This window comes from Rhodobium orientis (assembly GCF_003258835.1).
Classification (GTDB): domain Bacteria; phylum Pseudomonadota; class Alphaproteobacteria; order Rhizobiales; family Rhodobiaceae; genus Rhodobium; species Rhodobium orientis.
The window spans coordinates 80,181-95,358 of the sequence record NZ_NPEV01000012.1 but is presented as its reverse complement, the minus strand read 5'-3'; the positions used below and the strand labels follow the sequence as shown (position 1 = coordinate 95,358).

15 protein-coding genes are annotated in these 15,178 nt (G+C 65.9%); 5 read left to right on the top strand and 10 right to left on the bottom strand.

Annotated elements, in window-relative coordinates; all coding sequences use genetic code 11:
• Window positions 1–126: 126 nt before the first annotated feature.
• Window positions 127–612: a peroxiredoxin gene (locus CH339_RS08220; protein ID WP_111433858.1), complete on the top strand. Its 486-nt coding sequence runs from the start codon at window positions 127–129 to the stop codon at window positions 610–612.
• A 60-nt stretch (window positions 613–672) separates the two neighbouring features.
• Here the strand turns inward: CH339_RS08220 and CH339_RS08215 are convergent, their stop codons facing one another.
• From CH339_RS08215 to coxB, 8 genes are all read right to left on the bottom strand, one after another.
• Window positions 673–1,398: an SURF1 family protein gene (locus CH339_RS08215; RefSeq protein ID WP_245408123.1), complete on the bottom strand. Its 726-nt coding sequence runs from the start codon at window positions 1,396–1,398 to the stop codon at window positions 673–675.
• A gap of 56 nt (window positions 1,399–1,454) precedes the next feature.
• Entirely contained in the window at window positions 1,455–1,826 is a 372-nt protein-coding gene (locus CH339_RS08210) for a DUF983 domain-containing protein (protein ID WP_111433856.1), read from the bottom strand.
• Window positions 1,827–1,904: 78 nt separating this feature from the next.
• Window positions 1,905–2,774 carry a cytochrome c oxidase subunit 3 gene (locus CH339_RS08205; protein WP_111433855.1) on the bottom strand — a complete coding sequence of 290 codons (870 nt, stop codon included), beginning with the start codon at window positions 2,772–2,774 and terminating at the stop codon, window positions 1,905–1,907.
• Window positions 2,775–2,831: 57 nt separating this feature from the next.
• On the bottom strand, window positions 2,832–3,455 hold the full coding sequence (locus CH339_RS08200; protein ID WP_111433854.1) for a cytochrome c oxidase assembly protein: 624 nt from the start codon (window positions 3,453–3,455) through the stop codon (window positions 2,832–2,834).
• Window positions 3,456–3,486: 31 nt separating this feature from the next.
• Entirely contained in the window at window positions 3,487–3,669 is a 183-nt protein-coding gene (locus CH339_RS08195) for a cytochrome c oxidase system small membrane protein (RefSeq protein ID WP_111433853.1), read from the bottom strand.
• A complete protein-coding gene (locus tag CH339_RS08190) occupies window positions 3,666–4,613 on the bottom strand; it encodes a heme o synthase (protein ID WP_111433852.1) in 948 nt (315 codons plus the stop codon). Before CH339_RS08190 ends, CH339_RS08195 begins: the two co-directional genes overlap by 4 nt.
• 102 nt (window positions 4,614–4,715) lie before the next feature.
• The gene (gene ctaD, locus CH339_RS08185) at window positions 4,716–6,311 is read right to left on the bottom strand and encodes a cytochrome c oxidase subunit I (RefSeq protein ID WP_111433851.1); all 1,596 of its coding nucleotides are present in this window, start codon (window positions 6,309–6,311) and stop codon (window positions 4,716–4,718) included.
• 76 nt (window positions 6,312–6,387) lie between these two features.
• The gene (gene coxB, locus CH339_RS08180; RefSeq protein ID WP_111433850.1) at window positions 6,388–7,272 is read right to left on the bottom strand and encodes a cytochrome c oxidase subunit II; all 885 of its coding nucleotides are present in this window, start codon (window positions 7,270–7,272) and stop codon (window positions 6,388–6,390) included.
• A gap of 483 nt (window positions 7,273–7,755) precedes the next feature.
• Here coxB and CH339_RS08175 point away from each other — a divergent pair, with 483 nt between their 5' ends.
• The 4 genes from CH339_RS08175 (at window position 7,756) to CH339_RS08160 (ending at window position 13,041) form a co-directional block, all read left to right on the top strand.
• A complete protein-coding gene (locus CH339_RS08175) occupies window positions 7,756–8,265 on the top strand; it encodes an invasion associated locus B family protein (RefSeq protein ID WP_201240972.1) in 510 nt (169 codons plus the stop codon).
• A 391-nt stretch (window positions 8,266–8,656) separates the two neighbouring features.
• The gene (locus tag CH339_RS08170; protein WP_111433849.1) at window positions 8,657–9,607 is read left to right on the top strand and encodes a LysR substrate-binding domain-containing protein; all 951 of its coding nucleotides are present in this window, start codon (window positions 8,657–8,659) and stop codon (window positions 9,605–9,607) included.
• A gap of 61 nt (window positions 9,608–9,668) precedes the next feature.
• Window positions 9,669–11,093 (top strand): metalloprotease TldD, encoded by a 1,425-nt coding sequence (gene tldD / locus CH339_RS08165; RefSeq protein WP_111433876.1) that lies wholly within the window; start codon window positions 9,669–9,671, stop codon window positions 11,091–11,093.
• Between the two features lie 133 nt (window positions 11,094–11,226).
• The gene (locus tag CH339_RS08160; RefSeq protein ID WP_111433848.1) at window positions 11,227–13,041 is read left to right on the top strand and encodes a monovalent cation:proton antiporter-2 (CPA2) family protein; all 1,815 of its coding nucleotides are present in this window, start codon (window positions 11,227–11,229) and stop codon (window positions 13,039–13,041) included.
• 115 nt (window positions 13,042–13,156) lie between these two features.
• Here the strand turns inward: CH339_RS08160 and CH339_RS08155 are convergent, their stop codons facing one another.
• Together CH339_RS08155 and CH339_RS08150 are read right to left on the bottom strand one after the other, a co-directional pair.
• On the bottom strand, window positions 13,157–14,047 hold the full coding sequence (locus tag CH339_RS08155) for a patatin-like phospholipase family protein (RefSeq protein WP_111433847.1): 891 nt from the start codon (window positions 14,045–14,047) through the stop codon (window positions 13,157–13,159).
• Between the two features lie 45 nt (window positions 14,048–14,092).
• Entirely contained in the window at window positions 14,093–15,178 is a 1,086-nt protein-coding gene (locus tag CH339_RS08150) for a phosphotransferase family protein (RefSeq protein ID WP_111433846.1), read from the bottom strand.

Genomic DNA, 15,178 nt, shown 5'->3' with positions numbered 1-15,178 from the left:
CCGGATACGCCACCGCCGATGCGGATCGGACGGCCGCGCGACCTCGACTGGTGCGCCTTGTGACCTATCTTTCTCGCCAAGGCCGTTCGGCCTGCAATCATCCATAAAGACAAGGGGGCAATACCCATGACCATCACTGTTGGCGACAAACTTCCCGCGGCGACCTTCAAGGTTATGACGGCGGACGGGCCGGCCGACCTTGCGTCCGGTGACATCTTTCCCGGCAAGAAGGTGGTGCTGTTCGCGGTGCCCGGCGCCTTCACGCCGACCTGCCACCGCAACCACATGCCCGGCTTCCTGGAGAACTACGAGACGATCGTTGCCAACGGCATCGACACCGTCGCCTGCGTCGCCGTCAACGACGTCTTCGTCATGGACGCCTGGGGCAAGGCCACCGGCGCCGACGGCAAGATCCTGATGCTGTCCGACGGCAATGCCGATTTCGCCAAGGCCATCGGCATGGACATCGACGGCTCCGGTGCCGGCCTCGGCACGCGCTCCAAGCGCTATTCCATGGTGGTCGACGACGGCATGGTGAAAGCCCTCAACGTCGAGGACGCGCCGGGCGAGGTGAACGTTTCGGGCGCGGCCGCGCTCATCGAACAGCTCTGAGCCGAACCACCCCGACCAATGGACGGGCGGCCCTGGCGCCGCCCGTTTTCTTTTGACCGGTCAGGACGGTTCCGCCCCGTCCGGCCGGCGCTTCAGCCGCGACCAGGCGAAGGCGGCAAAGACACCGGCAAGGGTGAGCGCCAGGCCGTACCAGGTCACCGCGTATTGCAGGTGGCTGTTGGGAAGGCGGACGCGGGTGACGCCGCCGCGCGGCCAGCCGCCCGAAACCTCCATCTCCCGCACTTCGACGAAGAACGGCACCAGCCCGGGATCGCCGGCAAGCCCCGCTTCTTTCGCCATCGTCGCAAAATCCCGCCAGTAGAAGACGTTGCCGGCAACATCGTTGTCGGGGACGAAATAGTTCGGCTTTTCGGCGAGCGGCGTGCGGGCAAGGCCGACGAACGCGACCGGGCCTTCGATCTGTCCCGCCGCGCGGCTCTCCGCGTCTTTTTTCTCGTATGGAACGAAGCCGCGATTGACGAGGACCGTGTGGCCGTCGCCTGTGACGAGCGGCGTATAGACGTTCCAGCCCACATCGCCCTTGTCGGTGCTGTTGACGTGGAATTCGTGGGAATGATCGAAGGTGCCCGTCAGCCGCACCGGCTGGTAGGCGATGTCGCCGATCTTTTTCCATTCCGCAAGGGCCGCTTCGAGCGAGATCGGCTCGCTTGCGATCCGCGCGTCGATGGTGGCGATCAGGTCTTCCTTCCAGGCGAGCCGGCGGACCTGCCAGTTGCCGAGGGAGATAAGGACCGCAAGGCCGATGAGGGTGAAGACCGCCGGCACGACAAGGCCGCGCCAGGCGGGCCTTTGCGCTTTGTCCGCCACTACTGCCATTGCCGTCAGCCGAGTTCGCCCTGGCGCGCCTTGTGGTGGTACTGGAGCGCGATGAAGATGCCCTTCAGGGGCCTCAGGCATCCGAGGCCGAGGATCACCACCAGCGGCAGCCACAGCACCATGTGCAGCCAGATCGGCGGCCGGTAGGCGACCTCAACCGCAAGCGCCAGGCCGACGACGATGAAGCCGACGATGAAGGAGGCAAAGACCGCGGGCGCGTCGGCGGAATCGACGAACTCATAGTCGAGGCCGCAGGACGGGCAGGTCTCGTGGATCTCCAGGAAGCCGTCGAACATGGAGGCCGAGGCACAGCGCGGGCAGCGGCCGCGCAGGCCCGTCACAAACGGCGGATGGGCCGGAAAATGCTCGTCGCTCATGCCGCCGTTCCTCCTCACTGAAAAAATTCGGGGCGGACCGCGCGAACGGCCCGCCCCTCGATAATTTGCGTTCCGTTCCTAATGGGCCGGCGTTCCGGCGCCCCAGACATAGATGCAGATGAACAGGAACAGCCAGACGACGTCAACGAAATGCCAGTACCAGGCCGCCGCCTCGAAGCCGAAATGGGCCTCGGGCGTGAAATGCCCCTTCAGCGCCCGGATCAGGCAGACGGTGAGGAAAATGGTGCCGACGATGACGTGGAAGCCGTGGAAGCCCGTCGCCATGAAGAAGGTCGCGCCGTAGATGTTGCCGGAGAAGTCGAAGGCGGCGTGGGCGTACTCATAGGCCTGCACACAGGAGAACAGCAGGCCGAGCAGCACGGTGGTGAGCAGCCCGAGCTTCAGGCCCTTGCGGTCGTTGTGCAGCAGCGCGTGGTGCGCCCAGGTCACCGTCGTGCCGGACAACAGCAGGATGATGGTGTTGAACAGCGGCAGGTGCCAGGGATCGAAGGTGTGGATGCCCTCCGGCGGCCAGGTGCCGCCCGTCAGCTCGGTGCGGGCGTACTGGATCGCCTCGCCGGGGAACAGGGCGGCATCGAAATAGGCCCAGAACCAGGCCAGGAAGAACATCACCTCCGAGGCGATGAACAGGATCATGCCGTAGCGCAGATGAAGCTGCACCACCGGCGTGTGATCGCCCGCCCGGCCCTCGCGGACGGTGTCCCGCCACCAGCCGAACATGGTGTAGAGGATGATCGAGAGGCCGATGGCGAAGATGCCCCAGCCGGTGAGGTCGGCGCCGAACAGCACCAGCTCCTCGCCGAGATTCCACTTCATCATCGCGATTGCGCCGACGGCCATCACGAAGGCGCCGACGGCACCGGTGAACGGCCACGGGCTCGGATCGACGAGGTGGTAGTCGTGGTTCTTGGTATGGGCCTCTGCCATTGGTTGTTCCCCGATAGTGTCTCTCAAGCGGCGCCGGCCTTCAGGCCGCCACCGTGATCAAAGGCGTTTGTTGTCGTCGTCCGGCGTTCCCGCATCGGCGCGCTCCGCGCTTGCGCCGTCCTCGGGCGGGTCGTCCGGAAACATGGTGTAGGAGAGCGTGATCGTCTTCAGGTAGTCGAGGTTCTTATCCTCCGCGATCGCCGGATCGATGAAGAAGGTGATCCCCATGTCGGCGGTCTCGCCGGGCTTCAGATGCTGCTCGGTAAAGCAAAAGCAGTCGATCTTGGAGAAATAGACGCCGGCCTCGAAGGGCGTGACGTTGAAGGTCGCCGTGCCGTACGTCACCTGGTCGCCGTTGCTGTGGGCCTTGTAGGAGGTGGTGCGCACGGCGCCGACCTTGAGCTTCACGGTGCGCTCGTTCGGCGTCATCTTCCAGGGAAGGCCGGAGGCGACATTGGCGTCGAAGCGCACGGTGATCTCGCGGTCGATCGGCACGGCGGGCGCAGCGGCGGCGCGCTGGGTCGTGCCGCCATAGCCGGTGACCTGGCAGAAGATCTGGTAGAGCGGCACGGCGGCATAGGCGGCGCCGACCATGGCGCCGACGAAGGCGATGCAGGCAACGGCAATGACCGCATTGCTGCGCCCCGTCTGCTGTCCGGTCTTGTTTCCGCGTTCCGTCATGTCCGTCCGTCGTGCCTTTCGATCCGAAGCCCTAGAGCGGCCGCTCCAGGACGCCGGGTCCGAGCTTGATGATGGTCACGGCGTAGAACACCGCCACCAGGGCGGCTAGCGCCAGGCCAATGGCGATGGAGCGCCCGCGGCGACGCTTCTTTTGTTCTTCCGTCAGCTTGATGCCGTCTTCGGTCATGATGCTCTCTGCGATTTGGAGGGTCATGACGCCACCATAAGCCTGACAATGTGCTCGCCGGCAAGGACGGCGAACAAGAGGAACAGGTAGAGGATGGAATAGGTGAAGACGCGCACGGCGTTCTGGCGCTCGTTCTCCTCGTCGGTCCTGAGCAACTGCCAGGCCCGATAGACGAAGATGCCACCGAGGACGGTCGCGGCAACGCCGTAGGCGATACCGGACGGGCCGACGATGACGGGCAGGAAGCCGGAGAGCGCCAGCGCCACCACGTAATAGAAGATCTGGCGCCGGGTCGCCGGATTGCCGGCAACGACCGGCAGCATGGGCACGCCGGCGCGGGCATATTCCTCCGCCTTGAACAGGGACAGGGCCCAGAAATGCGGCGGCGTCCACAGGAAGATGATGAGAAAGAGGACGAAGCTCTGCAACGACACCGAACCGGTCATCACCGCCCAGCCGATCATCGGCGGCAGCGCGCCGGCGGCGCCGCCGATGACGATGTTCTGGGGGGTCGAGCGCTTCAGCCACATGGTGTAGACGACGGCGTAGAAGAAGATGGTGAAGGCGAGGAGCCCGGCGGCGAACCAGCCGGCGACGAGGCCGAGGACGCTGACCGAGCCGAGCGCCAGCGTCATGCCGAAGGTGAGCGCGGCATCCGGCGTCACCCGGCCCGCCGGCACGGGACGCTTGGCGGTGCGCGACATCACCGCGTCGATGTCGGCGTCGAACCACATGTTGAGCGCGCCGGAGGCCCCGGCGCCGACGCCGATGCAGACGAGGGCGATGAAGCCGAGCACCGGATGGATGGCGACGGGGGCGATGATCATGCCGACAAGGGCGGTGAAGACGACGAGCGACATGACGCGCAGCTTCATGAGCTGGACGTAGTCGCCGACGGTCGCCATCTCGCCGATCAGCTCGTTGGACCAGTCGTGCTCCTCAATGAGCTCGGTGCGTTCGGTCAGGGCCATAAGATACTCAAATCCGTTTTGCTATCGGTGCCGCCGCAGCGGGGAATGGAGCCGGCGCGGGCGCACTTAAAAGGATCGCCCGCGCCGGAATTGTTCGGCCGCCTACTTGATGCGCGGCAGGGTCTCGAACTGGTGGAACGGCGGCGGCGAGGACAGGGTCCACTCCAGCGTCGTCGCGCCCTCGCCCCACGGATTGTTGCCTGCCGGCACCTTCTTGGAGAACGCCATGACGACGCCGACGAGGAAGACGATGACGCCGGCAAAGGAGAGGTAGGAGCCCATCGAGGCGATGAAGTTCCAGCCGGCAAAGGCGTCCGGATAGTCGACGTAGCGGCGCGGCATGCCCTGGTAGCCGAGGAAATGCTGGGGCATGAAGATCAGGTTGACGCCGATGAAGGTCAGCCAGAAGTGCAGCTTGCCGATGGTCTCGTTGTACATGTAGCCGAACATCTTCGGGAACCAGTAGTACCAGCCGGCGAAGATGCCGAAGGTGGCGCCCATGGACATGGTGTAGTGGAAGTGGGCGACCACGAAATAGGTGTCGTGCAGCGAGCGGTCGAGGCCGGCATTGGCGAGCATGACGCCGGTGACGCCGCCGATGGTGAACAGGAAGATCATGCCGATCGCCCACAGCATGGGCGTCCTCAGCGAGATCGAGCCGCCCCACATGGTGGCGATCCAGGAGAACACCTTGATGCCCGTCGGCACCGCGATGACCATCGTCGCGAAGACGAAATAGGCCTGGGTGTCGACGTCGAGGCCGACCGTGTACATGTGGTGGGCCCAGACGATGAAGCCGACCACGCCGATGGCGACCATGGCGTAGGCCATGCCGATATAGCCGAAGATGGGCTTCCTGGAGAAGGTCGAGATGATGTGGCTGATCAGGCCGAAGGCCGGCAGGATCAGGATGTAGACCTCCGGGTGGCCGAAGAACCAAAACAGGTGCTGGAACAGGATCGGGTCACCGCCGCCGGCGGCATCGAAGAAGGCGGTGCCGAAGTTGCGGTCGGTGAGCAACATGGTGATGGCGCCGGCGAGCACCGGCAGGGCCAGGAGAAGCAGGAACGCGGTCACCAGCACGGACCAGGCAAACAGCGGCATCTTGTGCAGCGTCATGCCCGGCGCGCGCATGTTGAAGATGGTGGTGATGAAGTTGATGGCGCCGAGGATCGACGAGGCGCCGGCGACGTGCAGCGCCAGGATCGCGAAGTCGACGGCAGGTCCCGGGCTGCCCGAGGTCGACAGCGGCGCGTAGATCGTCCAGCCGGTGCCGGCGCCGGAGGCGCCCGACAGCGAGCCGGGGACGAACATCGACAGAATCAGAAGGGTCAGCGCCGGCGGCAACAGCCAGAACGAGATGTTGTTCATGCGCGGGAACGCCATGTCCGGGGCGCCGATCATGATCGGCACGAACCAGTTGGCAAAGCCGCCCATCAGCGCCGGCATGACCATGAAGAAGACCATGATCAGGCCGTGGCCGGACACGAAGACGTTGAAGGTGTGCGGATCGCCGAAGATCTGCATCCCCGGCTCCTGCAGCTCCATGCGCATGACGACGGACAGGAGCCCGCCGACGACACCGGCCACGATCGAGAAGATCAGGTACATGGTGCCGATGTCTTTGTGGTTGGTCGAGTATACGTAGCGCTGCCATCCGGTGGGATGATCGTGCGCCTCTGCTGCCGCACCCGCCATTGAAGTTTCCCCTTTTGAGTCTCAGGGCCGCCCGGCGCGGGGCCGGCACGGCCGAAGATGCGTTACGCGGCCGCGCCTAGCGCTTGGCCACGTCGATTGCCTTCCTGTCGGCCTTGACCGACGCCATCAGCGCCTCGTAGGCCGCGTCGATATCGTCCTTGGCGGCCGCGGACCAGGCCGCGAACTGCTCCTCGGTGACGACGCGTACCGAGATCGGCATGAAGGCGTGGCGCGAGCCGCACAGCTCCGAACACTGGCCGAAATAGACGCCCGTCCGCTCGGCCTGGAACCAGGTCTCGTTGAGGCGTCCCGGAACGGCGTCGACCTTGATGCCGAAGGCCGGCACGGCGAAGGAGTGGATGACGTCGGCGGCGGTCACCTGGACCCGGACGACCTTGCCGACCGGAACGATGACCTGGTTGTCGACGGCCAGCAGCCGCGGCACGTCGCGCTCGGTCAGGCCGCGCTTTTCGATGCGCTCGGCCCGCTCGTCGTCGCCGAGCATGACCGCATCGAAGGACAGGCCGTCATAGCCGTCGTCGGTGTACTCGTAGCCCCAGTACCACTGGTAGCCGGTCGCCTTGATGGTGAGGTCCGCCTCCGGCACTTCCAGCTCCTTGTAGAGCAGGCGGAAGGAGGGAACGGCGATGGCGACCAGGATCAGGATCGGCACCAGCGTCCAGGCCACTTCCAGCATGGTGTGGTGCGAACGCTTGGACGGCGTCGGATTGGCGCTGGCGTTGAACTTCAACAGGACGACCAGCAACAGCACGAAGACCAGAAGCGTGACGGCGATCGCGATGATGAGGGTGAAATTGTTGAACCAGTGAATGTCTTCCATCACCGGGGTCGCGGCGTCCTGCATGCCGATACCCCAGGGCACCGGCTGGTCGGCAAAAGCGGCGCCGATGAAACCTGTGAGCGCGGCGAACGCCGCAAGGACATGCGCGGCGAGACGCATCGTCGATTTGATCACGTCGTTGCCCCCTTCCCTTCTCGTTGTTCTTGGGCGCCGGTCCTGCCGTCGTCCGTGAGATTGCCTCGGGACCGCCGACGCGCCGGTCACAACGTCTCTGCGTCAATCGGTCCTGCTAAAGTGGTTCTAGCTTTAATTTGATGTGGATCAAAAACTCAAGTCCAACTTACGTACATTCATTTTTTTGAATTTATCCCGGCCCGCAAACGGTTTGCAAGCCCAATCGCGGCAAGTTGACGCAGGGCTCTACCGGCACGAAAAATCGCATCTATCGGCGTCGCTGCCGTTTCGCTGCCGCAAATCGATGAAATAGGGACCGGGCCGGGGATTTCGGCGTTTTGCACCGCCCGGCCGGCGGTTCCTCCCGCTTTGGGCTGGCGAAACGACAGCGATTCGGGCACAGATGGGGCGGGCGCCGCTACCGGGGCCCGGGTTTGTTACTGGTTTTCGGACGGGCGGGAGAACGACGTGGTGTTCTTGCGATATGTTACGCGCCTTGCGGCGGGAGTGGCTTTGGTGACCGGACTGGCGTTGGCGCCGGCGGCCGGCCAGGGGCAGGTGCGGTCCCAGCACGGCGACTGGCAGATCCGGTGCGATACGCCGCCGGGCGCCAAGGCCGAGCAGTGCGCGCTGATCCAGAACGTGACGGCGGAGGACCGGGAAAATGTCGGCCTGTCCGTCATCGTCCTGAAGACCGCCGACCAGAAGGCCCAGCTCCTGCGCATCCTCGCCCCGCTCGGCCTGCTGCTGCCGCATGGCCTCGGGCTCAGGATCGACGACAAGGAAATCGGCCGCGTCCAGTTCCTGCGCTGCCTGCCGAACGGCTGCATCGCCGAGGTCACCCTCAACGAGGACCTTCTGAAGAAGCTGGAGACCGGCACGATCGCCACCTTCATCATCTTCGAGACCATCGAGGAAGGCATCGGCATCCCGATCTCGCTCGCCGGTTTCAAGGAAGGCTACGACGCGCTGCCGTAAGCGGCGCGCGCATTTTCCCTCCTTTCTGCTCTCACACCGGCGGCATCGGCGGCGGCTGATGCCATGGATCGTCGGCGCTCGCACCGATTCCCAACCTGTCGGCCCGATCTCCCCGGCGCGGACGGGTGCAATCCGTGAGCCCCAGGTCGCGAGCAAGGCCGGGTGACACGTCGCCCGCATCGAGGCGGCGCCCCGATGACCCGAACGCCACCGAAAAGACTCGAAAAACGGCAAGGAGGGAGCGCAGCCGGCCGCGGCCGGCGAACGGGTTCTGGCCCATGGCGGAACGCCTCATGCATCAACAGGATGCGGTCATCATTCCACGCCGGCGTTGCTTTTCCAGTTTGAATTCGGCCCTAATGCATAAACTCAGTTTATCCATGGAGCGCCCATGAAGGACCGTCGCCTGCCGCCGCTGCCGGCCTTGCGTGCCTTTGAGGCCGCCGCCCGGCATCTCAGCTTCACCCGCGCGGCAAACGAACTCGGCATGACCCAGGCCGCCGTCAGCTACCAGGTGCGGCTTCTGGAGGAAAAGCTCGGCGTGAAGCTGTTCCTGAGGCGGCCGCGCAAGGTGACGCTGACGGATGCCGGATCGCGCCTTGCGGGCCGCGCCGGCGAGGCCTTCGACGCCCTTGCCGAAGCGATCTCGGAGATCGCCGAACGGGCCGACGAGACGCTGGTCATTTCCTGCAACACGACCTTTGCGACGACCTGGCTCGGCAACCATATCGGCGACTTCCAAATGAAGCACCCGGCGCTCGCCGTGCGGTTGATCCCCTACAACTTCAACCGGGCTTTCGGCGAGGACGACGTCGACGTGGCGATCGTTGCCGGCACGAGCATCGAGCCGGGGCTCGCCGGCCACCTCCTCGTCAGCGCAGCGTTCACGCCGATGCTGAGCCCCGGGCTCGCCGAATCCGTCGGAGGCATCCGTACGCCGGCCGACATTCTGGCGCTGCCGATCATCGGGCCGGACGACCCGTGGTGGATGCAATGGTTCGCCGCCGCCGGCATCGAAAACCCCGATCTCGGCCACAACCCCGTCACCCGCATGGGCGCCCAGATGCTGGAGGCGCACCGCGCCATCGCCGGCCAGGGCGTCGCGATCCTGACGCCGTTCTTCTATCGCGACGTGCTTGCCCGCGGCGACCTCATCCAGCCCTTCGACCTGCAATACGACAACGGCGAGGCCTGGCACCTGGTCTATCCGGAACGCCACCGCAACCAGCGCAAGATCCGGCTCTTTCGCGACTGGCTGCTGCCACAGATGCCGGACGCCGCGATTCCTCCCGCGCCGGCTTTTGCCACCGCCGACAGTGACAGGCGGAGCGTAACGCCCTAAATCTCTATCGACTTTCCAAGATTTGCGGCGCCCGGATCGGGCGCTGATCAGGAGCTTTTTCATGACAGAACCGACCAGCGTCGATCTCATCCGGGCCGCAGGGCTCGACACCGACCGGGTCACGACGATCGCCGCCGACGCCCTTTCCGGCGCCGACGACGGCGAATTGTTCTTCGAATACAGCCAGTCCGAAGCGCTGATGTTCGACAATGGCCGGCTGAAGTCGGCGAGCTACAACACCGCGCAAGGCTTCGGCCTGAGGGCCGTTGCCGACGAGGCCGTCGGCTACGCCCATTCCGACGAACTGTCCGAGGCCTCCCTGAAGCGCGCCGCAGACGCCGTCCAGGCGGTCAAGCGCGGCTACACAGGCACCTATGCCGCCCCGCCCGCGCGCACCAACCGCTCGCTCTATGGCGACGCCAATCCGCTCGACGGGCCGGTATTCGAGGACAAGGTCAAGCTGCTGCAGACCATCGACGCCTATGCCCGCGACCGCGATCCGCGGGTGCGCCAGGTGACCGTCTCCATGGCCGGCTCGCACCAGGTCGTCGACATCCTTCGCGCCGACGGTGCCCGGGTCCGCGACGTGCGCCCGCTGGTCCGGCTCAACGTCTCCATCGTCGTCGGCGACGGCGACCGCCAGGAGGCCGGCAGCTACGGCACCGGCGGCCGGGAAGCGTTCTCGCGCTTCATCACCGAGGATTCCTGGCAATATTGCGCCGACGAGGCGCTGCGCCAGGCGCTCGTCAACCTCGACGCCGTGCCGGCCCCGGCCGGCAGCTTCGATGTCGTGCTCGGCCCCGGCTGGCCCGGCATCCTGTTGCACGAGGCCGTCGGCCACGGGCTTGAGGGCGACTTCAACCGCAAGGACCAGTCGGCCTTTGCCGGGCTCCTCGGCCAGCGCGTCGCCTCGCCGGGCGTCACCGTCATCGACGACGGCACCATTGCCGACCGCCGCGGCTCGCTCACCGTCGACGACGAGGGCACGCCGACAGAACGCACCGTGCTGATCGAGGACGGCATCCTGAAGGGCTACATGCAGGACCGCCAGAACGCCCGGCTGATGGGCGTCAAGCCCACCGGAAACGGCCGGCGGCAGTCCTTCGCGCACGTTCCCATGCCGCGCATGACCAACACCTACATGCTGGCCGGCGAGCACGACCCGGCGGAGATCCTCGCCTCGGTCAAGGACGGCATCTACGCCGTCTCCTTCGGCGGCGGCCAGGTCGACATCACCTCCGGCAAGTTCGTGTTCTCCTGCACCGAGGCCTACAGGATCGAGAACGGCAAGGTCGGCGCGCCGGTCAAGGGCGCGATGCTGATCGGCAACGGCCCGGACGCGCTGACCCGGGTGCCGATGATCGGCAACGACATGGCGCTCGATCCGGGCATCGGCACCTGCGGCAAGGCCGGCCAGGGCGTGCCCGTCGGCGTCGGCCAGCCGACGCTCAGGATCGACGGCATGACGGTCGGCGGCACCGGCTAGTCCCCCAAGGCGTTCCCCCTGCGGCCTTGAAGGGGCCATCCTGTCGCAGCCTTTTTTCGCCTTGCGGACCGGCGCGGCGAGACGATACCACTTGGCCGCGATAGCCGATTCATTTCGACGAGAACGGGACGCCGTGGAATCGACGTCACAATTTACCCATGTCTTGGTGCTGCTGGCGGCAGCCGTCATTGCCGTGCCGATCTTCAAGCGGCTGGGTCTTTCCTCCGTGCTCGGCTATCTCGCCGCCGGCATCGCGGTCGGCCCGAGCGGGTTCCGGATCTTCACCGACCCGGCGGAAATCCTGCACACGGCCGAACTCGGCGTTGTCTTCCTCCTGTTCGTCATCGGGCTGGAACTGAAACCCTCGCTGCTGTGGTCGATGCGGCGCGACATCTTCGGCCTCGGCACCTTGCAGGTGGTGGTCACCGGCGCGGTGCTGACCGCGGCCTCCCTTGCCGGCTTCGGCTTCGATCTTTCCGCGGCGCTGATCGCCGGCTTCGGCCTGGCGCTGTCGTCGACCGCCTATGGCGTACAGACCCTTGAAGAACGGGCCGAACTCAACACCGGCTACGGCAAGCGGGCGTTCTCCATCCTCCTGATGCAGGACCTCGCCATCGTGCCGCTCCTGACCCTTGTCTCGGTGCTGGCGCCGTTCGGCGAGCCGCGGAACCTGACGACCGGCCTCGTCAGCGCCGCCGCCGGCGGCGCGGCGTTGCTCGCCATCGTCGTTGCCGGGCGCTATTTCATCAATCCGCTGTTCCGCACGCTTGCCCACGCGCGAGCCCGCGAAATCATGACGGCGGCCGCGCTGCTGGTCGTCATCGGCGCGGCGTGGCTGATGGAGGGGGTCGGCTTTTCCATGGCCCTCGGCGCCTTCCTGGCCGGCGTGCTGCTTGCCGAATCGTCCTTCCGGCACGAGCTTGAGGCCGACATCGAACCGTTCCGCGGGCTCCTTCTCGGCCTCTTCTTCCTCGCCATCGGCATGTCCATCGACCTTGCCGTCATCGTTCGCAACTGGACGACCATCGCCGGCGCGGTCGTGGCGCTCCTTGCCGTCAAGACGGTGCTTCTCTACGGGCTGACGCGGGCCTTCGGCGCCTCCCACAACGAGGCGGTCCGGGTCGCGGTGCTCCTGCCCCAGGGCGGAGAGTTCGGCTTCGTGCTGTTTTCCACCGCCGCCGCCGCCCAGGTCATGCGGCTTGCCGACACCACCATGCTGGCGGCTATCGTCGCCATCTCCATGGCGCTGACGCCGGTGGTCGGGCTTTTCTCCAAACGGCTGCTGAAGACGCCGCGCCGCGAAGAGTTGAAAGAGGATTTCGCCGGCGCCCGCGGCACGGTCTTCATCGTCGGCTTCGGCCGCTTCGGCCAGATCGTCTCGCAGGTGCTGCTCGCCCGCGGCATCGACGTCACCATCATCGACAACGACCCGGCGCGCCTCAAGGCCGCCGCGCGGTTCGGCTTCCACATCTATTACGGCGACGGCGTCCGGCTCGACGTGCTGCGCGCCGCAGGCGCCGCCAAGGCCGAGGTGATCGCGGTCTGCACCGCCAGGCGCTCGGCCGACAGGATCGTCAGCATCGTCCGCTCCGAGTTTCCCCTCGCCAAGCTCTATGTGCGCTCCGAGGACCGCATGCATTCGCTGGAACTGAGGCGCAAGGACGTCACCTATGAGCAGCGCGAGACCCTGGAATCGGCGCTCGCCTTCGGGCGGGAGGCGCTGGTGGAACTGGGCGTCGACAACAGCGAGGCCGACGAGGTGGTGGACAGCGTGCGCCGGCTCGATGCGGAACGGCTGGTGCTGCAGGAAACCGACGGCATCCACGCCGGCAACGACCTCGTCTTCGCCAAGCGCGTGGTGCCGCATCCGCTGACCAAGCCGCACCGGGAAAGCCAGGCGCTCAGCGAGGAAACCCGGGCGGTGGCGTCCGACGACAAGGCGGAATGAGCCAAAGCGCTTTCCCAAAAAGTTGACAGACTTTTTGGATAAGAAATCGCGTCAAAACAAGGACCTAAAGTACGTTGCGTGTTTCAGGAAAAACGCAACGTGCTTTAGGTCGGCATCACGCCTCCGTCCGTTCGCCCTCAGTCGGATCGAGGGTCTTTTGCAGGGTGGCGCCGGCCTCAAAGGCATCGATCGCGCGGTGGAGGTCGCGCTTCAGCGTCTCGCGCAGCGGCGCCGTCGCCCGCATGATCTCCGCCGTCTTCAAAAAGTCGAGCACCCTGAAGGCGTTGATGTCGGGGCGCACGAGGATGTCCGGCCGGCGCAGCTTCAGTTTCTCGCGCAGGATGGAGTGCATCAGGAGCTGGGTGGCGCCGAAGATCGATTCGGTGGCGTTCGGCAGCCCGCCATGGTCGCCGGGCTCCGGACCGCCGACGACGTCGACGGCAACGACGATGTCGACGTCCTTGGGCAAGGTGTCGAACGGCAGCGGATTGATGACGCCGCCATCGACCATGATGCGTCCGTCCAGCACCACCGGCTTGAAGATGACCGGAATGGCGATGGAGGCAGCGACCGCCGGCAGCAAAGGGCCGGAGCTGATGTCGGCCTCGCACCAGCCGTAGAAATCGGCGGCGACGATGGTGAGCGGGGTCTGCAACTCCTCGAAGGTCGGCGCGATGGTGTCGGGTAGAAACATCTGCGTCACCCGCTCGGCATCGAAGCGGGCGATGCCGCGATTGCCGAACAGCTCCGACAGGCCCTTGGGACGCACCTTCCACAGCCGGCCGAGCACATCGGCGCGGTTGGCGAAGGTGTCGGTGGCGAATTCGCGGATCTCCGCGCCGGTCATGCCGCTGGCGTAGCCCGCCCCGATCATCGCCCCGATGGAGGCGCCGGAGATCGCCGTCGGGCGGATGCCGAGGTCGTCGAATGCCTGGATGACGGCGATATGGGCCATGCCTCTCGCGCCGCCGCCGCCAAGGGCCAGCCCGACTTTCGGGGTCGTCATTTTTTTGTTCCTTTCGTCAGGCCGAAACCCGAAGGCGCAAGGCCATCACGCCCCGGCCCGCTCGGCGTAGTGCCAGGCGGCCTCGGCCAGCGGACGGACCTGCGCGGCCATGCGCGCCGCCTCCGGATTGGCGGCGGTCCCGTCGCGAACCCGGCCGATAATGCCCTGGAAGATCGCCGCCAGCCGGAAGAAGTTGTAGGCGAAATGGAAATCCAGATGGGCACGCACGTTGAGGCCGGTCCGCTCCTCATAGATGGCCAGATAGGTATCCAGCGCCGGGATTCCGAGGGCTTCGAGGTTTTCCCCGGCAAGGGTGCCGACGCCGGCGCCGCTATCGGAGGCCGGCATCACCCATTGCATGGCGTGGTAGGCGACGTCGGCGACGGGATCGCCCAGCGTCGCCAGTTCCCAGTCGAGCACCGCCTCGATGTTCGGACCGGACGACGAAACGATGAGGTTGTCGAGGCGATAGTCGCCATGGACGAGGCGGGTCGGGTTTTCCGGCGGCAGATTGTCCGGCAGCCAGTCGATGAGCCGGACCATCTCGGGGATCTCTTCGGTCGCCGAGAGGCGGTACTGCTGGGACCAGCGGGCGATCTGGCGGGCGACATAGCCGCCCTTGCGGCCGAAATCGCCAAGGCCGAGCTCATCCGGATCGAAATTGTGCAGTTCGGCGAGCGTGCGGTTCATGGTGTCGTAGACGGCGGCCCGCTCCACCGGGTCAGAGCCGGGCATCGCCGGCTCCCAGAAGATGCGGCCGGGAACCTCGTCCATGAGGTAGAACATGGAGCCGATGACGCCCTCGTCGCGGCAGAGGACGCGGGCCTTGGCCACCGGAAAGCCGACCTCCCCAAGCGCGGAAATCACCCGGTATTCCCGGTCGACGGCATGGGCCGAGGGCAACAGGTCGCCGGGCGGCTTGCGGCGCAGCACGTAGTTCTTTTCCGGCGTCTTGAGCAGGAAGGTCGGGTTGGACTGGCCGCCCCGGAACTGGTGTAGCTCGACCGGACCGCTGAAGCCGAACACGGCCGTTTCCAGCCAGCGCTCCAGCCGGGCGACATCGATCCGCAGATCCTCGTCGACGGGCCGCGTGCCGGAAAAGGCCTCCTGGCGGTTAAGACGGTCGGTCAC

Coding starts and splice junctions, on each gene's coding strand:
- CH339_RS08220 (WP_111433858.1), top strand. CDS start 127: ATGACCATCACTGTTGGCGACAAACTTCCCGCGGCGACCTTCAAGGTT.
- CH339_RS08210 (WP_111433856.1), bottom strand. CDS start 1,826: ATGAGCGACGAGCATTTTCCGGCCCATCCGCCGTTTGTGACGGGCCTG.
- CH339_RS08205 (WP_111433855.1), bottom strand. CDS start 2,774: ATGGCAGAGGCCCATACCAAGAACCACGACTACCACCTCGTCGATCCG.
- CH339_RS08200 (WP_111433854.1), bottom strand. CDS start 3,455: ATGACGGAACGCGGAAACAAGACCGGACAGCAGACGGGGCGCAGCAAT.
- CH339_RS08195 (WP_111433853.1), bottom strand. CDS start 3,669: ATGACCCTCCAAATCGCAGAGAGCATCATGACCGAAGACGGCATCAAG.
- CH339_RS08190 (WP_111433852.1), bottom strand. CDS start 4,613: ATGGCCCTGACCGAACGCACCGAGCTCATTGAGGAGCACGACTGGTCC.
- ctaD (WP_111433851.1), bottom strand. CDS start 6,311: ATGGCGGGTGCGGCAGCAGAGGCGCACGATCATCCCACCGGATGGCAG.
- coxB (WP_111433850.1), bottom strand. CDS start 7,272: ATGCGTCTCGCCGCGCATGTCCTTGCGGCGTTCGCCGCGCTCACAGGT.
- CH339_RS08170 (WP_111433849.1), top strand. CDS start 8,657: ATGAAGGACCGTCGCCTGCCGCCGCTGCCGGCCTTGCGTGCCTTTGAG.
- tldD (WP_111433876.1), top strand. CDS start 9,669: ATGACAGAACCGACCAGCGTCGATCTCATCCGGGCCGCAGGGCTCGAC.
- CH339_RS08155 (WP_111433847.1), bottom strand. CDS start 14,047: ATGACGACCCCGAAAGTCGGGCTGGCCCTTGGCGGCGGCGGCGCGAGA.